The sequence below is a fragment of the Aeromonas sp. 6P genome (assembly GCF_051919525.1).
In the GTDB taxonomy this organism is placed as follows: Bacteria; Pseudomonadota; Gammaproteobacteria; order Enterobacterales; family Aeromonadaceae; genus Aeromonas; species Aeromonas veronii.
The window spans coordinates 4,052,534-4,069,681 of sequence record NZ_JBQBEO010000002.1 but is presented as its reverse complement, the minus strand read 5'-3'; the positions used below and the strand labels follow the sequence as shown (position 1 = coordinate 4,069,681).

The 17,148-nt window shown below is 58.7% G+C and carries 16 protein-coding genes; 4 read left to right on the top strand and 12 right to left on the bottom strand.

What is annotated here, in order from left to right; genetic code table 11:
• Window positions 1-343: 343 nt before the first annotated feature.
• Window positions 344-1,771 carry an ammonium transporter gene (amt, locus tag ACTG2J_RS18830; RefSeq protein WP_113740581.1) on the top strand — a complete coding sequence of 476 codons (1,428 nt, stop codon included), beginning with the start codon at window positions 344-346 and terminating at the stop codon, window positions 1,769-1,771.
• Window positions 1,772-1,853: 82 nt separating this feature from the next.
• Here amt and ACTG2J_RS18825 read toward each other — a convergent pair whose 3' ends face one another.
• The 9 genes from ACTG2J_RS18825 to ACTG2J_RS18785 all read right to left on the bottom strand — a co-directional run bounded on the left by ACTG2J_RS18825 (window position 1,854) and on the right by ACTG2J_RS18785 (window position 9,988).
• Window positions 1,854-2,321, bottom strand: coding sequence for a glycine zipper 2TM domain-containing protein (locus tag ACTG2J_RS18825; protein WP_005340126.1), 468 nt, complete (start codon window positions 2,319-2,321; stop codon window positions 1,854-1,856).
• A gap of 97 nt (window positions 2,322-2,418) precedes the next feature.
• Window positions 2,419-2,916 (bottom strand): GNAT family N-acetyltransferase, encoded by a 498-nt coding sequence (locus ACTG2J_RS18820; RefSeq protein WP_005340127.1) that lies wholly within the window; start codon window positions 2,914-2,916, stop codon window positions 2,419-2,421.
• A gap of 112 nt (window positions 2,917-3,028) precedes the next feature.
• Window positions 3,029-3,433, bottom strand: coding sequence for a nitrous oxide-stimulated promoter family protein (locus ACTG2J_RS18815; RefSeq protein WP_005356534.1), 405 nt, complete (start codon window positions 3,431-3,433; stop codon window positions 3,029-3,031).
• 87 nt (window positions 3,434-3,520) lie between these two features.
• Window positions 3,521-5,323 carry an aminopeptidase P family protein gene (locus ACTG2J_RS18810; RefSeq protein ID WP_100652597.1) on the bottom strand — a complete coding sequence of 601 codons (1,803 nt, stop codon included), beginning with the start codon at window positions 5,321-5,323 and terminating at the stop codon, window positions 3,521-3,523.
• A gap of 33 nt (window positions 5,324-5,356) precedes the next feature.
• A complete protein-coding gene (locus ACTG2J_RS18805) occupies window positions 5,357-6,022 on the bottom strand; it encodes a GntR family transcriptional regulator (protein WP_005340138.1) in 666 nt (221 codons plus the stop codon).
• A gap of 193 nt (window positions 6,023-6,215) precedes the next feature.
• Window positions 6,216-7,841 carry a phosphoenolpyruvate carboxykinase (ATP) gene (gene pckA, locus ACTG2J_RS18800; protein ID WP_005340139.1) on the bottom strand — a complete coding sequence of 542 codons (1,626 nt, stop codon included), beginning with the start codon at window positions 7,839-7,841 and terminating at the stop codon, window positions 6,216-6,218.
• A gap of 149 nt (window positions 7,842-7,990) precedes the next feature.
• Window positions 7,991-8,875, bottom strand: a complete 885-nt coding sequence (gene hslO / locus ACTG2J_RS18795; RefSeq protein WP_005340140.1) for an Hsp33 family molecular chaperone HslO — start codon at window positions 8,873-8,875, stop codon at window positions 7,991-7,993.
• Window positions 8,876-8,952: 77 nt separating this feature from the next.
• The gene (gene hslR / locus ACTG2J_RS18790; protein WP_005340141.1) at window positions 8,953-9,351 is read right to left on the bottom strand and encodes a ribosome-associated heat shock protein Hsp15; all 399 of its coding nucleotides are present in this window, start codon (window positions 9,349-9,351) and stop codon (window positions 8,953-8,955) included.
• 256 nt (window positions 9,352-9,607) lie between these two features.
• Complete coding sequence (locus ACTG2J_RS18785) at window positions 9,608-9,988, bottom strand: hypothetical protein (RefSeq protein WP_005340143.1); 381 nt, start codon at window positions 9,986-9,988, stop codon at window positions 9,608-9,610.
• Window positions 9,989-10,173: 185 nt separating this feature from the next.
• Between ACTG2J_RS18785 and ACTG2J_RS18780 the strand changes: the two genes are divergently transcribed.
• Together ACTG2J_RS18780 and ydiK are read left to right on the top strand one after the other, a co-directional pair.
• Window positions 10,174-11,562, top strand: coding sequence for a phosphatase PAP2 family protein (locus ACTG2J_RS18780; protein ID WP_439989230.1), 1,389 nt, complete (start codon window positions 10,174-10,176; stop codon window positions 11,560-11,562).
• Window positions 11,559-12,644: an AI-2E family transporter YdiK gene (gene ydiK, locus ACTG2J_RS18775; RefSeq protein WP_058059023.1), complete on the top strand. Its 1,086-nt coding sequence runs from the start codon at window positions 11,559-11,561 to the stop codon at window positions 12,642-12,644. The genes ACTG2J_RS18780 and ydiK overlap by 4 nt, the downstream gene beginning before the upstream one ends.
• A 359-nt stretch (window positions 12,645-13,003) precedes the next feature.
• On the opposite strand, the gene ACTG2J_RS18770 is transcribed toward ydiK, so the two are convergent.
• The 3 genes from ACTG2J_RS18770 to ACTG2J_RS18760 form a co-directional block, all read right to left on the bottom strand.
• On the bottom strand, window positions 13,004-13,525 hold the full coding sequence (locus tag ACTG2J_RS18770) for a hypothetical protein (protein ID WP_201931944.1): 522 nt from the start codon (window positions 13,523-13,525) through the stop codon (window positions 13,004-13,006).
• Entirely contained in the window at window positions 13,526-13,933 is a 408-nt protein-coding gene (locus ACTG2J_RS18765) for a nucleotidyltransferase domain-containing protein (RefSeq protein WP_064339296.1), read from the bottom strand. It lies immediately after the preceding gene.
• A gap of 151 nt (window positions 13,934-14,084) precedes the next feature.
• Window positions 14,085-14,768, bottom strand: a complete 684-nt coding sequence (locus ACTG2J_RS18760) for a hypothetical protein (protein WP_064339297.1) — start codon at window positions 14,766-14,768, stop codon at window positions 14,085-14,087.
• 472 nt (window positions 14,769-15,240) lie between these two features.
• Here ACTG2J_RS18760 and dhaR point away from each other — a divergent pair, with 472 nt between their 5' ends.
• Window positions 15,241-17,142 carry a dihydroxyacetone kinase operon transcriptional regulator DhaR gene (gene dhaR / locus ACTG2J_RS18755; RefSeq protein WP_113740597.1) on the top strand — a complete coding sequence of 634 codons (1,902 nt, stop codon included), beginning with the start codon at window positions 15,241-15,243 and terminating at the stop codon, window positions 17,140-17,142.
• Window positions 17,143-17,148 lie beyond the last annotated feature (6 nt).

Below are 17,148 nucleotides of genomic sequence, written 5' to 3'. Positions count from 1 at the left end.
GCACTTCTGGTGCGTGACGTATCGCCTGCCCTGCGACAGGGCGACCCTGGGCAGGTTAGCGCAGCTCATGCGCCAAATTGGTGCATTGATGATGCGCGCCCCTATTAATGCATTGATTTTAAAGGATTTAAATTTGTGGCCCGCTTTATGCTTTTTACATGTCAGACGGTCTCTTGCGGTCATCGACGGCAGATGCAGTGATGAGGAAGTGGCAAGAGGCATCCCCGTGCCGGGCGCGGGTGTGATTCTGGCGGGTTGCAGCAACACCTTGCGGTTCGCCACAGATTCAATCAGGGAAACGGAGCCGGTCTTGTACCGGTACGACAGGGAAGGAGAGTGCTCTATGGTCAAAAAATGGATGATGGCGGGTCTGACGATGTTGCCTGCCTTGCTGGTTACCCCAAGTTGGGCCGAAGAGGTCGCTCAGGTACAGGCGGCGGTGGCACCGGTTGCCGCCATGACAATCAACAAGGGTGACAACACCTGGATGCTGCTCTCGGCGGCGCTGGTGATCCTGATGTCGATCCCCGGTCTGGCCCTCTTCTACGGTGGTCTGGTACGGGCCAAAAACATGCTGAGCGTGCTGATGCAGGTCTTTACCCTGTTCTGCCTCATCTGCGTGCTCTGGGTGATCTACGGCTATTCGCTGGCCTTTACCGAGGGGGGCAATTTCTATGGCTCCTTCAGCAAGGTGCTGCTCAAGGGGGTGACCCCTGACTCCATCGCTGCCACCTTCAGCAAGGGGGTCGGGATCAGCGAGCTAATCTATGTGGTGTTCCAGGGAGCCTTTGCCGCCATTACCTGTGGCCTTATCGTGGGGGCGTTTGCCGAGCGCATCAAGTTCGCCGCCGTGCTGCTCTTCTCGGTGATCTGGTTCACCTTCGCCTATATCCCGCTGGCTCATATGGTGTGGTACTGGGCGGGTCCGGATGCCTATATCAGCGCCGAGGCTGCGGCCACGGCGACTGCAACTGCCGGTTATCTGTTCCAGCACGGTGCGCTGGACTTTGCTGGCGGCACAGTGGTGCACATCAACGCCGCCGTGGCGGGTCTGGTGGGTGCCTATCTGGTGGGCAAGCGTCTGGGCTACGGTCGTGATCCCATGACCCCCCACAGTCTGACCATGACCATGATCGGCGCCTCCCTGCTCTGGTTCGGCTGGTTCGGTTTCAACGCGGGCTCCGCGCTGGAAGCCAACGGTATCGCCGCACTCGCCTTTATCAACACCTGGGTGGCGCCGGCTGCGGCAGCTCTCTCATGGACGCTGGCCGAGTGGGTGATGAAGGGACGTCCCTCCCTGCTGGGGGCCGCCTCTGGTGCTGTGTCCGGTCTGGTGGTGATCACCCCGGCAGCCGGTTTCGTCGGTGTGGGCGGTGGTCTGGTGATGGGCCTTATCAGTGGCGTGGCGGGTCTGTGGGGTGTCCACGGTCTCAAGCGCCTGCTGGGTGCCGATGACAGTCTGGACGTGTTTGGCGTACACGGGGTGTGCGGTATTCTCGGCGCCCTGCTGACCGGCGTTTTTGCCAGCCCGGATCTGGGCGGTACCGGGGTATGGGACTATGTCACCAATCAGGTTGCCGAGGGCTACTCCATCCTGACTCAGGTGAAGATCCAGGCTATCGGGGTCGGTGTCACTCTGCTCTGGTCCGGTGCCGTGGCGGCGATTGCCTTCAAGGCGGTCGACATGCTGGTGGGTCTGCGGGTGAACGGCGATGCCGAGCGGGAAGGACTGGATGTGACCACGCACGGCGAGAAGGCCTACAGCATGTAATCCCGAATGCCAGACAACAAAAAACCGCCGGTTCCGGCGGTTTTTTTATGACTCTAAAGCTGCAAAGCCTGAGTTCACACGCTTAGTTCACGACGGCCACGTTGATGCTGCCATTGCCCTGGGTCATGCGCACACGGGCGCCCGGGGTGAAGGTGGGGCTGGCTTTCTGCACGACCACGATGGCTTCGCCGTTCTCTTTCTTGATCTCCAGCTCGACGCCGTCGACCTGATTCATCTTGTTGCCGATGGCGTTACCTGCCGCTGCACCGGCGATGGCGCCGCCTGCGGCTGCGATGTCGCGTCCGGTACCGCCACCGACTGTGCTGCCCAGCAGGCCACCGACTACTGCGCCGCCAATGGTGCCAATCAGGGAGTTCTCATCGGCCTGGATCTTCACCGGGCGGGTGGAGATGATGGTGCCGTAGCTGACGGTCTGCACCTGTTTGGCGCGGTCCTTGGTGTAGACATCGCCAGAGTAAACGTCACTGTTGGCGCATCCGGTGATGGTGGTTGCTGCCAGCAGGGCAATAAGGGTCATACGCTTCAACATGGTGGGCCTCCTGGGCTGCACGTAATTTGAACAATCCGGTTGATGAGTGAACTTTACTCCAACCCCGTCACACATGAAATCGGCAAAATGTAACCAATTATGCGTTCTGTAACCGGTTTTGTCCTTGAATCGCAGCTGTACCGGAGAGGGTTTTAACCAGCAGCAGACGGTCTTCTCCGGGGCCGAAATAGTCGGCTACTTCCGCCTGCAATGTGTAACCGAGCCGGTAGTAGAGGCGCTGGGCCGGATTGGCCGGATCGACCGTGAGCCGCAGTTCGCTGATCTGCAGCGCCTGCTGGTTGGCCTCCATCTGGCGCATCATTCGCTCGGCCAGACCAAAACCGCGTGCCTCGGGCAGTACCGCCAGCGAGAGCACCCAGCCTTGCGACCGCTCCTGACCAAATCCCCCCAGCACATAACCCACCAGCTGCCCCTCGTATTCGGCCACCAGCAACAACTCGGGCCACAAATCCATCGCCTGACGGAAGAAGAAGGCGGGATAGACATCTTCGCCAAACACCTTGGCATCGATCTGCCAGATGGCGTGCATGTCATTGTGGGTAGCGGTGCGTAGCAGGGGCGGGTTGTGGTGCATCAGGACTCCATTGGCAGCAAACGGATCGGCAACGCCGCTGACCTTGGGGTCAACGGCAGAAAAGGAGTCATAGGGTAGTGGTCATCCCCTGCCGGATGCAAGGGATTGGCGGTTATGGCGGCAGGGGGCGGCTCTGGGGCAGTTTGGGGGCCTTGCGCAAGCCGTCGAGCAGGTGGCGGAGGGTGAGCCAGGGGTGGCGCAGCAACATGCGCGGGCCGCTCCACTTCATCACCTGCTGGATCTGTTTGCGCATCGCCGGTGCGTAGCAGTGGATATTGCAGTTGGCACAGGTGGGTTTGTGGCCGTGGCCATAACGGCAGCGACGAAGGCGCTGATGGGCGAAATCCCGCAACTGGCGACAGTGGCGGCAATGGGGATCCTGATGATGGTGCTGGCAGTAGAGGCGGATCATGGCGCTGACCGTCTGCTGCTCGCGCATGAGTCTGGGATGGTCACTCGCCTTTTTGCTGGCTGCGGCGTGTGAGCCCCGGGCTGGGCTGGCATGATGACTTTTCATGGCCGCCATTCTCCTGACCTGCTCGCTTGGGGTGTTGATACAGGTCAAAAGGGGGGATAAAAAACAGGGCCCGCAGGCCCTGTGTCATCAGATGAGGCTGGTTGCCTGCTCCAGCCAGGCGAGATCCTCGCCTTCTAGCAGCGGGCTCAGGCGGCGGAACACCTCGACATGGTATTCGTTGATCCAGCGGAATTCGGCCGGACTCAGCAGGCTGCGGTCGATCAGGCGGGTATCGAACGGCACGTAGGTCAGACGCTCGAAGCCCAGCATCGGCAGCTCGCCAACCTGTTCCAGCTCGGTCACGACTACCAGGTTCTCGCAGCGGATGCCGAAGCCATCTTCACGGTAGTAGCCCGGCTCGTTGGAGAGCACCATGCCCGGTTGCAGGGCAACCATGCTCCCTTTCGGCGCGATGCGCTGGGGCCCTTCGTGGACACTCAGGAAGTGGCCGACGCCGTGGCCGGTGCCGTGGTCATAATTGTAACCGGCCTGCCACAGCGGCATGCGGGCCAGCACGTCGAGCTGGATACCGGCGGTGCCGCGGGGGAAGCGGGCCTGATCCAGCGCGATATGGCCCTGCAGTACCCGGGTAAACATCGCCTTCTGCTCGTCGCTCACCTCACCCACCTTGATGGTGCGGGTGATGTCGGTGGTGCCATCCATATACTGGGCGCCGGAGTCCAGCAGATAAAGGTTGTCCTGACCGAACGCGCGCGGGGTGCCATTGGTGTGGTGGTAGTGGCACATGGCGGCGTTGGGGCCGAGCGCGGAGATGGTATCGAAGCTCGGCTCGACGTAGTGCTCCTGCTCGCGGCGGAACGCTTCCACCTGATCGGCCAGGGTGCCTTCATCCACCCCCTCGAACTCGCCGGAGGCGACCAGCCGATCCAGCCAGGCGAGGAAGCGGGTCATGGCCACACCATCACGCAGGTGAGCGGCACGCATACCGGTCAGCTCGATTTCGTTCTTGCACGCTTTCGGCAGCATGGTGGGGTCTTGGCCAGCCACCAGAATGGCACCCGCCTCTTCCATGACGAGCTGGGTCCAGGCGTTGGCGCTGTCCGGATCGGCCAGCACCTTCTGCTGATCTTCACCGATGCGCTGCAGCACGTCGCCCAGCTTGTCGATGGGGTAGACGGAGACATCCTGCCCAACGTGTTGGGTAAAGGCGAAGCAGTCAATTTTGTCGGTATCGACGAAGAAATCCATGCTGGTGTTGGCGTAGAGCACCGCAAAGCCCAGCACCACCGGCAGCCGGTCGATGTCGCGGCCACGCAGGTTGAGCAGCCAGTTGATGGGCTCGGCCTGGGTCAGCAGCACCGCATCCAGCCCGCGCTTGCGCAGGTCGGCCGCCAGCTGTTCACGTTTGGACTGGCTGGACTGGCCTGCCAGCTCCTCGCTGTAGAGGATGACCGGGCTCTTGGTCGGCTCCGGGCGATCGCTCCAGTTCAGGTCGATGGGGTTCTGCTCGACGCGGATCAGCTCGATACCGCGGTCGGCCAGCACGGCCTTGGCATTCTTGTACCAGGTCAGGCTGTGCAGGCGGGCATCAAAGCCAACCCGGGAGCCTGATGGCAGCTGTTCGGCCAGCCACTGCACATGAGGATTTTCAATAAGGTGGAGGAATTCGAACAGTTCGGCGGGGGTTTGCATCCGCGCCTGCACCGTATAGCGACCATCGACAAAGAGGGCTGCTCGCTGGGCCATGATGATGGCGACGCCGGCAGAGCCGTTGAAACCGGTGATCCAGTCAAGCCGCTCGGCATAGGCGGGGATGTACTCGCCGAGGTGCTCATCATCGTGGGGGACGATAAAGGCGTCCAACTCCTGCATGGCCAGCTCGGCCCTGACTTGGGCGACGCGGGTTTCAATTATCTCGAAATTATTCATGTCGTTAGTGCCAGATGGTTGCTATATGAGTGTTCAGTTTTTATGGCCGCTGGCCAGGATCCGCTTGATCGACTGACCTGCCGCTTCGATATGCTGCCTGAGCAGCACCACCGCCTCGTGCTTGCGCCGGGCGCGGCACAGTTCCAGCAATTGGGCGTGTTCACGCTCCGCCTTGTCCACCCCGTCGCTGGCAAAGAGCAGCTCGAAGCGGACATAGCGGTCACAGCTCAGATTGATCTGGGCGATCAGTTCAAGTGCCTGGGGGCGACCGGCTGCCTGATAGAGGGTGGCGTGAAAGCTGTGGTTCAACTCGGCCCAATGTTCGATCTGGGTGCCTGACTCCAGGGCGTGATCAAACTGGGCGAGGATCGCCTCCGCTTGTGCGAAGGTGGCTTCCGTCATCTTGTCGACGGCGTGAAACAGGGTATCGGCTTCCAGCAGCGCTCGCAAATAAAAGAGCTCTTCAATGGCCGAGGCGTCCAGCATGGTGACCACGGCGCCGCGATGGGCTTCGAACTTGACCAGCCCCTGCGCTTCCAATTGCATCAGGGCTTCGCGCACCGGAATGCGGCTCACGGCCAGTTCTTTGGCAATGGCATCCTGACGCAAGGGGGCGCCAGCGGGGAACTCCCCACGGAGGATCCGGCCACGGAGGTTTTCCATCACCATCTGGGTTCGGGTCTTGTAGGGTGGGGTCATGGTCGGGTCACGATTGCGCGTTACAGAATTGTATATTGTATAAAGTTTGGCTGAATCTAACCTGTCACAATGGGCAAAGGCAAGGTTTTGGCCCCTTTAACGGGAGCGATGGCAGCGTTCGGGGCTCCACAAAAACAAAAATGCCGGTCAGCGTGGCTGACCGGCATGATGTCACTGATACGCAGCGAGCCTGTTACAGCTGCGGGCCTGCCGCAACCAGACGTTTGCCTTCATCGTTATCGGTGAAGCGCTCGAAGTTCTTGATGAAGCGCCCTGCCAGATCGACGGCCTTGGCATCCCACTCGGCCTTGTCGGCGTAAGTGTCGCGCGGGTCGAGGATCGCCGGGTTCACATCGTGCAGCGCGGTCGGGATCTCCAGATTGAAGATCGGCAGCACCTTGGTCTCGGCCTTCTCGATGGAGCCATCCAGGATGGCGTCGATGATAGCGCGGGTATCCTTGATGGAGATGCGCTTGCCGGTGCCGTTCCAGCCGGTGTTGACCAGATAGGCCTCTGCCCCTGCCGCTTCCATCCGTTTTACCAGCTCCTGACCGTACTTGGTCGGGTGCAGGGAGAGGAAGGCTGCGCCGAAGCAGGAGGAGAAGGTCGGAGTCGGCTCTGTGATGCCGCGCTCGGTACCGGCCAGTTTGGCGGTGAAGCCAGACAGGAAGTGGTACTTGGTCTGCTCCTTGGTCAGCTTGGAGACCGGGGGCAGCACGCCGAAGGCGTCGGCAGTCAGGAAGATCACCTTGGTGGCGTGACCTGCCTTGGAGACCGGCTTGACGATGTTGTCGATGTGATAGATAGGGTAGGAGACGCGGGTGTTCTCGGTCTTGGAGCCATCATCGAAGTCGATGGTGCCATCGGCAGCAACGGTCACGTTCTCCAGCAGCGCATCGCGACGGATGGCGTGGTAGATGTCCGGCTCGGCCTCTTCGGAGAGCTTGATGGTCTTGGCGTAGCAGCCCCCTTCGAAGTTGAACACGCCGTGGTCATCCCAGCCGTGCTCGTCATCGCCGATCAGCTGACGCTTGGGATCGGTGGATAGGGTGGTCTTGCCGGTGCCGGAGAGGCCGAAGAAGATGGCGACGTCGCCGTCCTGACCCACGTTGGCGGAGCAGTGCATGGAGGCAATGCCGCGCAGGGGCAGGAAGTAGTTCATCATGGAGAACATGCCCTTCTTCATCTCGCCACCGTACCAGGTGCCACCGATGAGCTGCATCTTCTCGGTCATGTTGAAGGCAACGAAGTTCTCGGAGTTGAGACCCTGCTCTTTCCAGTTCGGGTTGGTGCACTTGGCACCGTTCATCACCACGAAGTCAGGCTTGAAGGTTTTCAGCTCTTCATCGCTCGGGCGGATGAACATGTTTTTCACGAAGTGTGCCTGCCAGGCCACCTCGGTGATGATGCGCACGGCCAGGCGGGTATCCGGGTTGGCACCGCAGAAACCGTCGACCACAAACAGGCGCTTGCCGGAGAGCTGTTTGGTGACCAGCCCTTTCAGATGTGACCACACTTCCGGGGTAATCGCTTTGTTATCGTTTTTACCCTGGTCAGACCACCACACAGTATCCTGGGTAGTGGCATCTTTGACGATATATTTATCTTTTGGGGAGCGACCGGTGAAGATACCGGTGTTTACGTTGACGGCGCCCAGCTCGGTCACCACACCGCGCTCGAACCCTTCCAGGTCAGGGCGTGTCTCTTCCGCGAAAAGCTGCTCGTAAGAGGGGTTGCGAACGATTTCTTGGCTGTTTTTGATGCCGTACTGGTCCAGTCCTAATTGTTGGGCCAGGGTGGGTTCTGCCACGATTGTCATTGTATTCTCCTGGGTTCAGAGGTTGGTAGGGTTCTATCTGACGGTCATCCTATCACTTAGGTGGTAGAGTTTAGCGATCGCCATCAAACTTTATAAAATAGGGTATTTTTTTGTTATTAAAGTTAAAGGCGGGTTTTGCCCGCCTTTAATTAGTGTAACTGGTTTGCATCATTGCCGGGAGCCCTGCTGAACAGGGTTTCGACATCGATCCCATTAAATTGGTACTGGGCGCCGCAATAATCACAGTGCATGTCGATCTTGCCGAGCTCCTGCACCATCTCCATGACCTCTTCCTTTTCTATCTGCAACAGGGCCCCTTCGCAGCGCTCGCGGGAGCAGGTGCAGCGGAACTCGACCGCCTGCGGATCGAACACCCGCACCTTGTCCTGATGGTAGAGACGGTAGAGGATCTCTTCTGCCTGCAGGCCGAACAGCTCTTCATCCTTGATGGTGCTGGTGAGCTGGGTCAGGTGATCGAAGTCGTTGCTGTGATCCTCGCTCTGGGCGGGCAGCTCCTGCAGCATGATGCCGGCAGCGCGCGGCGCACCTTCGTGGTAGCCGGTGCGGATCCACAGCTTGGTGGCCAGCTGTTCGGAGCGGGCGAAGTAGTGCTCCAGGCAGCCCGCCAGGGTGTCGGCGTCCAGCGCGATGATGCCCTGATAGCGCTCTCCCTGCTCCGGGGTGATGGTGATGATCAGCTGGCCGTTGCCAATCAGGCTCTGCAGCTTGCCATCGCTCGGCAGCTCGCCTTCATAGCGGGCCACGCCGCGCAGCTGCTGGTTGTTGTCACCGTTGATCACGGCCAGACGCACCGGGCCATCGCCCTGCAGTTGCACTGTGATGGAGCCTTCAAACTTGAGGGTGGCGGTCAGCAGGCTGGTGGCGACCAGCAGCTCGCCCAGCAGTTTTTGCACCTGCACCGGGTAGTTCTGGGCTTCCACTACGTGGCGGTAGGTGTGATCCAGCTGGACCAGCTCGCCACGCACTTCGTACTCTTCAAACAGATAGCGATACAGCAGATCTTGGTTGCTCATCATGTATTCCTGGCTTTTCGGTGAGGTAAATCGGGCGGGCTGGGGTTGCTGCCAGCCCGGTATCAAATCGGTGTCGGTCAGTACTGTTTGACCTTGAGCAACTGGCGTCGCTCCTGCTTGTCGGGGCGGCGCTCGGGGCTGGGGGCAAACTGGCTGTTGAAGCGGCGCGCCTCGCTGTTCTCGGCCCGTTTTTTCAGGCTCTCGGCGGTCTCTTCATAGAGCTGCTGGGCCAGCGGGGCCGATTTGCGCTGCTCGCTCAAGGCCAGCACCCGCACTTCGCGTTCGTCCTGCCCCTGCCAGAAGCGGATCAGTGCACCCACTTCCACCTGTTTGCCCGGTTTGCTGCGCTGACCATTGTAGTGCACCTTGCCCCCGTCGATCTGATCCCGCGCAATGGAGCGGGTCTTGTAGAAACGGGCCGCCCACAACCACTTGTCGAGACGAACCTCGAGGGCACTTTCTGCATGATTGGGCATGAACAGGCTCCATAACGGGGAAAAGAGGTGGTCGATTATACCAGAGCACGGGGTCGGGATAGAAACCGGGCCGCCGCCGCGCGGGGCGCAAACCATGTCAAGGTGATGCAACATATGGGCAGTTTGCTGATTCACAAGGGAAAGCCGCTGCTTTATAGGGTATCCATGGGGGCTGGGAAGGGCCTTCATACCGCGCATATAAAGCTGCCGCCCCGGTTGGGGGCGGCAGCGTTCACATCCGTTGACCATGTCAGAGTCAGAAGTGATCGTGCTGATCCGGCTTCTTCTGGTCGTGGGGACCTTCGCTGTGGGCGATGGCGGTGCGGATCAGATCAACCCCGGCGCGGATAATCAGCACCCCCATGTTGACCAGCTTGACGCAGACCCACATGAAGGTGATGAGCAGGATCAGCTTGAGCACGGTCTGGAACGCTTCCAGGAAGTTCTGCTCCAGCTGGGCGGTCAGGCCGTTGGCGCTGGTCATCAGCCAGGTGTAGACCTCGCGCACGAACGGGATGCGGCTTGGCATCTCCAGTACATCCAGTGCGGCAGGGAGCGCCTGGAAGATGACGATGCTGCCGAACAGGATCAAAATGACACCGATGGCGATGCCGAGGAAAAAGCCGAACTGTCTCATGGAGGGCTCCAGCGTTTACTGCATGAAATTGAAGATAGCCGCCAATAGTAGGGAGTGCCCTCGTTCATCGCAATCTTCCCGGTGCGGCCATCATGGCCGGATCAGCGCTGAACAGGCTGCCAGCATTGCCCAACTATCTGATTTCTGGGAGGCTTGTCGCCATTGTGCATAGGGAAAGCAAATTGATGTCGAGAACCCTCTTTTTACTGTTGCTGGCGCTGTTTACCGCTCTGCCAGCTCTGAGCGCCGAACCGGTAGCACCGACGGCGGCAGTCTGCGCCATCCGCCATCAGGATCAACTGCTGCTGGTGCAGGATCGCATCTCCTCCCGCTACAGCCTGAGCGGCGGCTACATAGATGGCGACGAGCGCCCCGAGCAGGCGGCGCTGCGCGAGCTGTATGAAGAGACCGGCCTGCGCGGCGAAGTCGTCGCGGATCTTGGCCGCTGGCAGAAAGCGCAGGTCTTTGCCTGCCGCACTCTGGAGCCTGTCGTCGCCCAGCAAGATTCCGATTTTGTCTCGCTGCTGCAGGTTCCCAATCTGGGCGGGGAGATCCTCAACGCCCGTTTGATCGCGGTGGACAAGCTGCCCCGTGCGCAACGCCGCTTCCCGGAGCAGCTCGACTGGCTGCAAGCCCGGCTTGGCGAGCTGCCCGAGAGCGAGGTGCGCTGGCAGGCCGATTTCGTGGCGCAGGGCAATGCGCTGCATCGGGCCGAGATCCCGCTGATGATGCGTCTGCAACAGTGGCTGGGGGCCGATGTCTGGTGGCTGTCGGTCAGCAATCTGTTTGGTTCAGGCGGCTTTCAGCTTGCCCTGATACCTTTGCTGCTCCCGCTGTTGGGGTGGTCGCGGTTGCGTCAGCTGCTGTTCGCCATGCTCTGGCTCGGGCTGCTGGTGCAGGCGAGCAAGGAGGGGATCGGCTGGCCGCGCCCCTTCCATCTGCAACCTGAACTGGCGACTCACAGCGCCCAAGGCTTTGGCATGCCGAGCGGTCACACTGCCTCGGCCCTGCTGTTCTGGGGCGCGCTGCTTGGCTGGCTCTGGCCTGCCCGGCGCGGACTGGCCTATTCGCTGGCGCTGCTGCTGGCGCTGACCACAGGTCTGGCGCGGGTCTGGCTCGGGGTGCACTTTATCTCCGACGTGGCGGTGGGCCTGCTGATTGGCGCCTTGCTGCTGGCGGTTCGTCCCTGCTGGCGTGCCGACAGGCAGTCGGCGGCTTGGCTGCTGCTGATTGCATCTGCGCTGGCGCTCGGGGGGCTGACCCAGTCGGCCCATCTGACCGGGATAGGCATGGCGGCCTTCGGGCTCTGGGTTGGCGGTTTGCTTACCCTGACCCGCGGCGGTTATCCCCCCATTGTGACCGGCGCGGTCACCCTGGCGGGGGGCGCGGTGATAGGGGCGGGGCTCTGGGCGCTGCCGCTGCTGACCAGCAGTTCGCTGGCTATCCTGCTTGGTCAGTTTGTGCTCTTTTTCGGGCTGGGGCTCTGGTTGAGCGCTGGCCTCTGGTGGATACTCTCTTTCTTGAAATGCGACACACGACCCAAGGGCAACGGCTCTGACAAGGGAACTCTATGAATGTGAAAAAAGTGGATTTGGCCAAGATAACCCTGGGGGTGCTGTTTCTCAGCATCCTGATTATCTCTTGTTTCTTGGTGTTGCAGCCCTTCCTGCCTGCGCTGGTGTGGGCCACCATGATCACCATCGCCACCTGGCCGCTGATGTTGATGGTGCAGCGCCTGTTGTGGGGCAAGCGCACCCTGGCGGCCCTCTTTATGACGCTGGTGCTGCTGCTGATGTTTGTCATCCCGCTCTTTATGACGCTGGCCAATGTGGCGGAGAAGGCACCCATGCTGATCGAGCTGGGTACCCATATCAGCCAGTCACCGCCGCCCGAGCTGCTCTGGCTGCAACAGATCCCGCTGGTGGGCGACAAGCTCTATGACTTCTGGCAGCAAATTCTGGCGAGTGGTGGTCAGGTGCTGTTTGCCAAGCTGGCTCCCTATTTCGGCCAGACCGCCCGCTGGCTCGCCTCTCAGGCCGGTAATCTTGGCTTGCTGTTCGTTCACTTCCTGCTGACGGTTGGTATCTGCGGTGTGCTCTATCACTCGGGTGAAGTGGTGGCGACCGGCATTCGCCGCTTTGCCCACCGGCTGGCGGGTCAGCGTGGCGACAATGCCACCGTGCTCGCTTCACAGGCGATCCGTGCCGTGGCGATGGGGGTGGTGGTGACTGCGCTGGTGCAATCCTCGGTAGCCGGTGTCGGCCTGCTGATTGCCGGTATCCCTTACGCCATGGTGCTGGTGGTGGTGATGTTCCTGTTGATCGTCGCCCAGATCGGCCCCTTCCCGGTGCTGCTGGCCTGTATCGGCTACCTCTACTGGAGCGGCGACACCACCTGGGGCACCTTCCTGCTGGTGTGGTCACTGATTGCGGGCACCATGGACAACTTCCTGCGCCCCTTCCTGATCAAGCGGGGCGCCGACCTGCCGCTGATCCTCATTCTGGTGGGGGTAATCGGTGGCTTGCTGACCATGGGGATTATCGGTCTCTTTATCGGCCCGGTCGTGTTGGCGGTGGGCTACACCCTGCTGGATGCCTGGATCAAGGAAGATGACCAACCGGCGACCGCCGCGGTGGAAGCGCCCAAGGCCGAGTGACGACAAGACGATTCAGCCATCCATCGCTGATGCCAGGAGCCGCCCATAAGGGCGGCTCTTTGCTTTATTACCGTGCCATGTAGGTTCGATTAGCGAAGCGTAATCGGACGATCGAGATGCCGTTGTTCCGGTATTTCCATGAATCAGCGGCATCTGGCAGAGGAGAAATATGGATGGCCGTTATAGCGGGGGGAATTGCTTTACGCGAACGTCCGATTACGCCTTGCGGCTAATCGAACCTACGGGCTCTTAAACAGTTTGTTATGCGCCTTGAGCCCCTAGTATTTCTTTCCCTTTACCACAGTTTACAGCAGCGATTTTCAGCGCCGCAGGCGCGAAGTTGATTGACTTGTTAAATGCTATTCACACCATACATCACAAGTTTCATCGCGTTCTAGGTTCAGCAATTCTGCGCTTGTGCAAATCCCATTGGGGCTACCATCAAGGAATTTAACTCTATCACCTTCATCCCAGCCTAGGCAGTATGTTTTGGCTTCGAATTTCTCCCCATTAATGATGAATAGTTCATCGTTATGTGCTACTTCTATTTCGTAGTATTCGCCAGAAGAGCTTCCACTGCTTCCAGCTTCAACTTGCATGATAATGTCGCAGCCATAATCTTTCCATGTTTTGGAGTTCATTAATTTCGTTGAACGTTGACTCATAAGATCGGCATCATTTTGCAAGCACTGCATATTTAAATCGCAATTCATATTCATTTTTGAGGTGACTTCTTTAGAATATAAGTTCAAGCAATGCGTCTTATTGCTTTGGTAATGCTTCCAATCAGTAAACCCGAGTTGCTTGGCAGCTAAATCTAATTGGGGGTCAGCATGTGCAGTGCCCATAAAACATACAAAGAGGAGAAATGTTTTTTTCATTTAGTATACCCTTACGGCTTTTATTTTTTGCTCAAAAAATTGCCCCATATTTGGCATGCTGTCCATTTCAGCTTCGAGATCTGGGATCCACTTTACGCCTTTGTAGGTTGCTTCACTTTCAGAATTGACATTCCATTCCCATTTTTTCAGCGACCCAGTTTTTGGATTTCCGTAAGGCTTTGAAAATTCATCGTCGATGACAATCAATAAATCAACTTCGTCTAAGTGAAGGGAGTCATCATTTTCTACATTTTTATAGGTGTCAGCGTTGCCGAAAACGAGCAAATCCCAATCAGAATCATGTTTGGCATTCCCATTTGCTCTTGAGCCAATTAGCCATATAGCTGTGATTTCAGGTGACTTTTCTGTTAGCCGATTGATATAGGTTTGAATTTTTGGAGCAAGCATGAAGTTCCTTGATGGCATTTAACGCCCGCCTAAGGGGCTGGCAACGCATTAACACTAAACTCAAACACAACAACCGAAACCACCGCGGCTCAATGGGACTGGAAACGCTACGCGTTGAAAGTCCCTCTTGAGGCGTTTGTTAGTTTTGTGTTTATTCAGCAAAGAATTTTTTCAGTGTATTAGTCAAAGTAGCAATTTCACTTGCCCCGCCAGTAACAAAAGCAGCCCCAAGATCGACAACTTTCTCACCAGACTTGGTCGCTATACCAGAGAGGAAGTCTTTAAGTAAAGCTTTAAATTCAATAGCATTTTTATCAGGAACAGATTTGTTCACCTCTGCGATTAACTCTTTACGCTCTTCATTAGTAAAAAATGCTTCGAGTAAATCAATGAATGATGTTTGAGAAATTTTAACTATTTCACTGTTAAATGAATTATCAGCAAAGTGCCCCAAAGCTTTGAGCTTACCTTGAACCCCCTGTTTAACAAATGAATCCTCAATAACCATGATTATTTTCCCGGGTTCGCCTTGCTTGTTTTCACCTTGAAGTTTTGAGCGATGTAACAAAGCAAAAAATTCGCCCTTTATATAATCGTCCGCATCTTCCTCTAGGAATTGTAGATTTGCTTTATGCTTTATTGACTTAATACGAGCTTCTGTAATTTGTAAATCTAAACTTAGTTCATAGTTAGTTTTATTTTTTAAATCACTATGTTGCATTAATAAATGCATAACCAAAATATCAATTTCACTTTTACTAAGGCTTCCAAAGCCTCGCTCCATGTAATGTTCAAGAAATGTATCCACAAATTTATCTTTATTTTCAATATTCATAAAAACAACCTTCTTATTGTTAATGGATAAAAACTAACAGTGATTAGATGGAAGGCGGTACTAATCCGTTAATAGAGTCTTTCATATAACTCCGGTTCGCCATGATTGATTCCACGAGAAAATCATTTTAAAGCAAAATGTTACCGTCACACCTATAGTGCTGAACGTACTCGGGCGACATCCTCTTTTGGCTCTACTTTTGCCGCTTGGCAAAAAATACACTTTTGGGGCGGCAATGGAAAGCGCCATCTGGCCTCATTTTAATAAACCAGTCAGTAGTGTGATCGGGGGCTATATATCAAAAAATCGAAGGAGTGCCGCGCCTTCTTCCACTGGCTCGGCCAGCAATTTGCCGACGGTGAACCCGACCAGGATGGGGGCGGGCTTGCCACCCTCTGAGGCAGGTCACTGAATCGGGGGCGCTGGCGTGGTTAAATGGTCGGCTCACATCTTGCCGGATATTGCTGTGACCATGCCATCTGACCTTCAGCCGCTGCTCGCTTGGCCTGACTATCTGCAGGCATCCTGGCTGCGCTGCGCCCACCAGACCAGTGCCACCCTCTGGCATCCGCCCCACTGCGCCAAGGGGCAGACCTTGCAGAGCCTGCGCCAGCGCAAGCGGGACCTGCTCACCACCGGCGAGATGGCCCTCGAGGATCTCTACGAATTTATGGAGGGGCGCCCTTGCGCCCTGCTACTCACCGACGAGAGCGGCTGCCTGCTGGCCCAGACCGGTCATCCCGACACCCTGCGCGAGCTGGCGGTGTTGGGGTTTGGCCCCGGCGCCTTTTTCAGCGAGGGGCGCATCGGCACCAATGCCATCAATCTGGCGGCGCTGGAGGGAGTGCCGCTCTGCGTCAGCGGCCCCCAGCACTTCAACCAGACCCTCCACCCGTGGCACAGCTGCGCCAGCCCGGTCTACAACAGCAATGGCCGTCAGGTCGCCATCATCGCTCTGATCTGCAAGGTGGAGGAGGCGAGCGCCGGCGATCTGGCGCTCACAGTCAGCGCCGGGCGCGAATTGGCCCACCTGCTGCAGATGGAGACCCTGATGCAGGAGTCCCAGCACCACCTGAGCGAACTTTACGCCCTGCTCGATGGCATGGATGACGGTGTGCTGGCCTGGGATCCGCAAGGGCGGCTGCGCTATCTCAACGCGCTGGCGGCCCACCGGCTGCGGCTCGATCCGGCGCTCTGTCTCGGCCAGCCGCTGGAGCAGCACCTGTTGTTGCCCCAGCGGTTGCAGTTGGCCATCAAGGGGCAGACGCCACTCAGCCATGTGGAGGTGACGCTGGAGCTGCTTGGCGCTCAGGAGGGGGAGTTTATCAATGCGCTGGTAAGCCTCAAGCCGCTGCCGGGGCCGGAGGGGGTCAGCTTTATCGCCCTGCTGCACCCGGTCGATCGGCTGCGGGCCATTCACCAGCTGCGCCAGACGGTGCCCGAGTTGTCGGCGCTGGTGGGGGAGTCGAGCGCCATGCGCAAGCTGCTGCGCTATGCCCGGCAGGCGGCCCAGAGTCAGGGGCCGATCCTGCTGCGCGGCGAGGAGGAGGTGGGCAAGGCCCAGCTTGCGGAGGCGATCCACTTTGGCAGCGAACGGGCCGCCGGGCCGCTTATTACCCTCAACTGCAAGGCGCTGCCGAGCGAGCGGATGGCGCTGGAGCTGATGGGTTCCGACGAGGCGGGGCAGGAGCGAGCGGGCAAGTTCGAGCTGGCCCACGGTGGCACGCTAGTGCTGGAGCAGGTGGAGTGTCTCTCTGCCCCCATGCAGGCGGCACTGCTGCAACTGCTCAAGACCGGCCGCATCCAGCGCTTCGATTCGGCCCGCATTCTGCCACTCAAGGTGCGGATCATCGCCACCAGCAGTGCCCCGCTGGAGCAGCTGGTGCAGGAGGGGCTGTTTGGCCGCCAGCTGCTCTATGCCTTGCAGGCGTGCGAGCTGTGGCTGCCGGGGCTGCGGGATCGCGCGGCGGATCTGCCGGGCCTTATCAGCCAGCAGCTAGGGGCGCAGGGGCGCGAGCCGGTACGCCAGTTCAGTCCGGCGGCCCTCGACTGTCTGCTCGCCTATCCCTGGCCTGGCAATCTGGGGGAGCTGCGCAGCGCCGTCGAGCATGCGCTGCTCCACGCCGGTCAGGGGTTGATCCCGCCCGAGGCGCTGCCCGCCGCCATTCGGCACGGCTATCAGCAGGTGGCAGACGAGGTGGTGGGGCAACCGCTGCTCACGCTGGCGGAGCTTGAGCGGCAAGCCATCCTGCGCTGCGCTCACGCCTGCAAGGGGCAGGTGAGCCAGATGGCCCAGCATCTGGGCATCAGCCGCACCACCCTCTGGCGGCGACTCAAGCTGCTCGAGATCGATCCCGCTGACTATCACGGCTGACGGTGA

Excerpts from the sequence above, each read along its gene's own strand:
- ACTG2J_RS18785 (WP_005340143.1), bottom strand. The coding sequence starts at position 9,988 with ATGAGACAGTTCGGCTTTTTCCTCGGCATCGCCATCGGTGTCATTTTG.
- ACTG2J_RS18815 (WP_005356534.1), bottom strand. The coding sequence starts at position 3,433 with ATGAAAAGTCATCATGCCAGCCCAGCCCGGGGCTCACACGCCGCAGCC.
- ACTG2J_RS18810 (WP_100652597.1), bottom strand. The coding sequence starts at position 5,323 with ATGAATAATTTCGAGATAATTGAAACCCGCGTCGCCCAAGTCAGGGCC.
- hslR (WP_005340141.1), bottom strand. The coding sequence starts at position 9,351 with ATGCCCAATCATGCAGAAAGTGCCCTCGAGGTTCGTCTCGACAAGTGG.
- pckA (WP_005340139.1), bottom strand. The coding sequence starts at position 7,841 with ATGACAATCGTGGCAGAACCCACCCTGGCCCAACAATTAGGACTGGAC.
- hslO (WP_005340140.1), bottom strand. The coding sequence starts at position 8,875 with ATGAGCAACCAAGATCTGCTGTATCGCTATCTGTTTGAAGAGTACGAA.
- ACTG2J_RS18770 (WP_201931944.1), bottom strand. The coding sequence starts at position 13,525 with ATGAAAAAAACATTTCTCCTCTTTGTATGTTTTATGGGCACTGCACAT.
- ACTG2J_RS18780 (WP_439989230.1), top strand. The coding sequence starts at position 10,174 with ATGTCGAGAACCCTCTTTTTACTGTTGCTGGCGCTGTTTACCGCTCTG.
- ACTG2J_RS18805 (WP_005340138.1), bottom strand. The coding sequence starts at position 6,022 with ATGACCCCACCCTACAAGACCCGAACCCAGATGGTGATGGAAAACCTC.
- dhaR (WP_113740597.1), top strand. The coding sequence starts at position 15,241 with ATGCCATCTGACCTTCAGCCGCTGCTCGCTTGGCCTGACTATCTGCAG.
- ACTG2J_RS18765 (WP_064339296.1), bottom strand. The coding sequence starts at position 13,933 with ATGCTTGCTCCAAAAATTCAAACCTATATCAATCGGCTAACAGAAAAG.
- ydiK (WP_058059023.1), top strand. The coding sequence starts at position 11,559 with ATGAATGTGAAAAAAGTGGATTTGGCCAAGATAACCCTGGGGGTGCTG.
- ACTG2J_RS18760 (WP_064339297.1), bottom strand. The coding sequence starts at position 14,768 with ATGAATATTGAAAATAAAGATAAATTTGTGGATACATTTCTTGAACAT.
- amt (WP_113740581.1), top strand. The coding sequence starts at position 344 with ATGGTCAAAAAATGGATGATGGCGGGTCTGACGATGTTGCCTGCCTTG.
- ACTG2J_RS18820 (WP_005340127.1), bottom strand. The coding sequence starts at position 2,916 with ATGCACCACAACCCGCCCCTGCTACGCACCGCTACCCACAATGACATG.
- ACTG2J_RS18825 (WP_005340126.1), bottom strand. The coding sequence starts at position 2,321 with ATGTTGAAGCGTATGACCCTTATTGCCCTGCTGGCAGCAACCACCATC.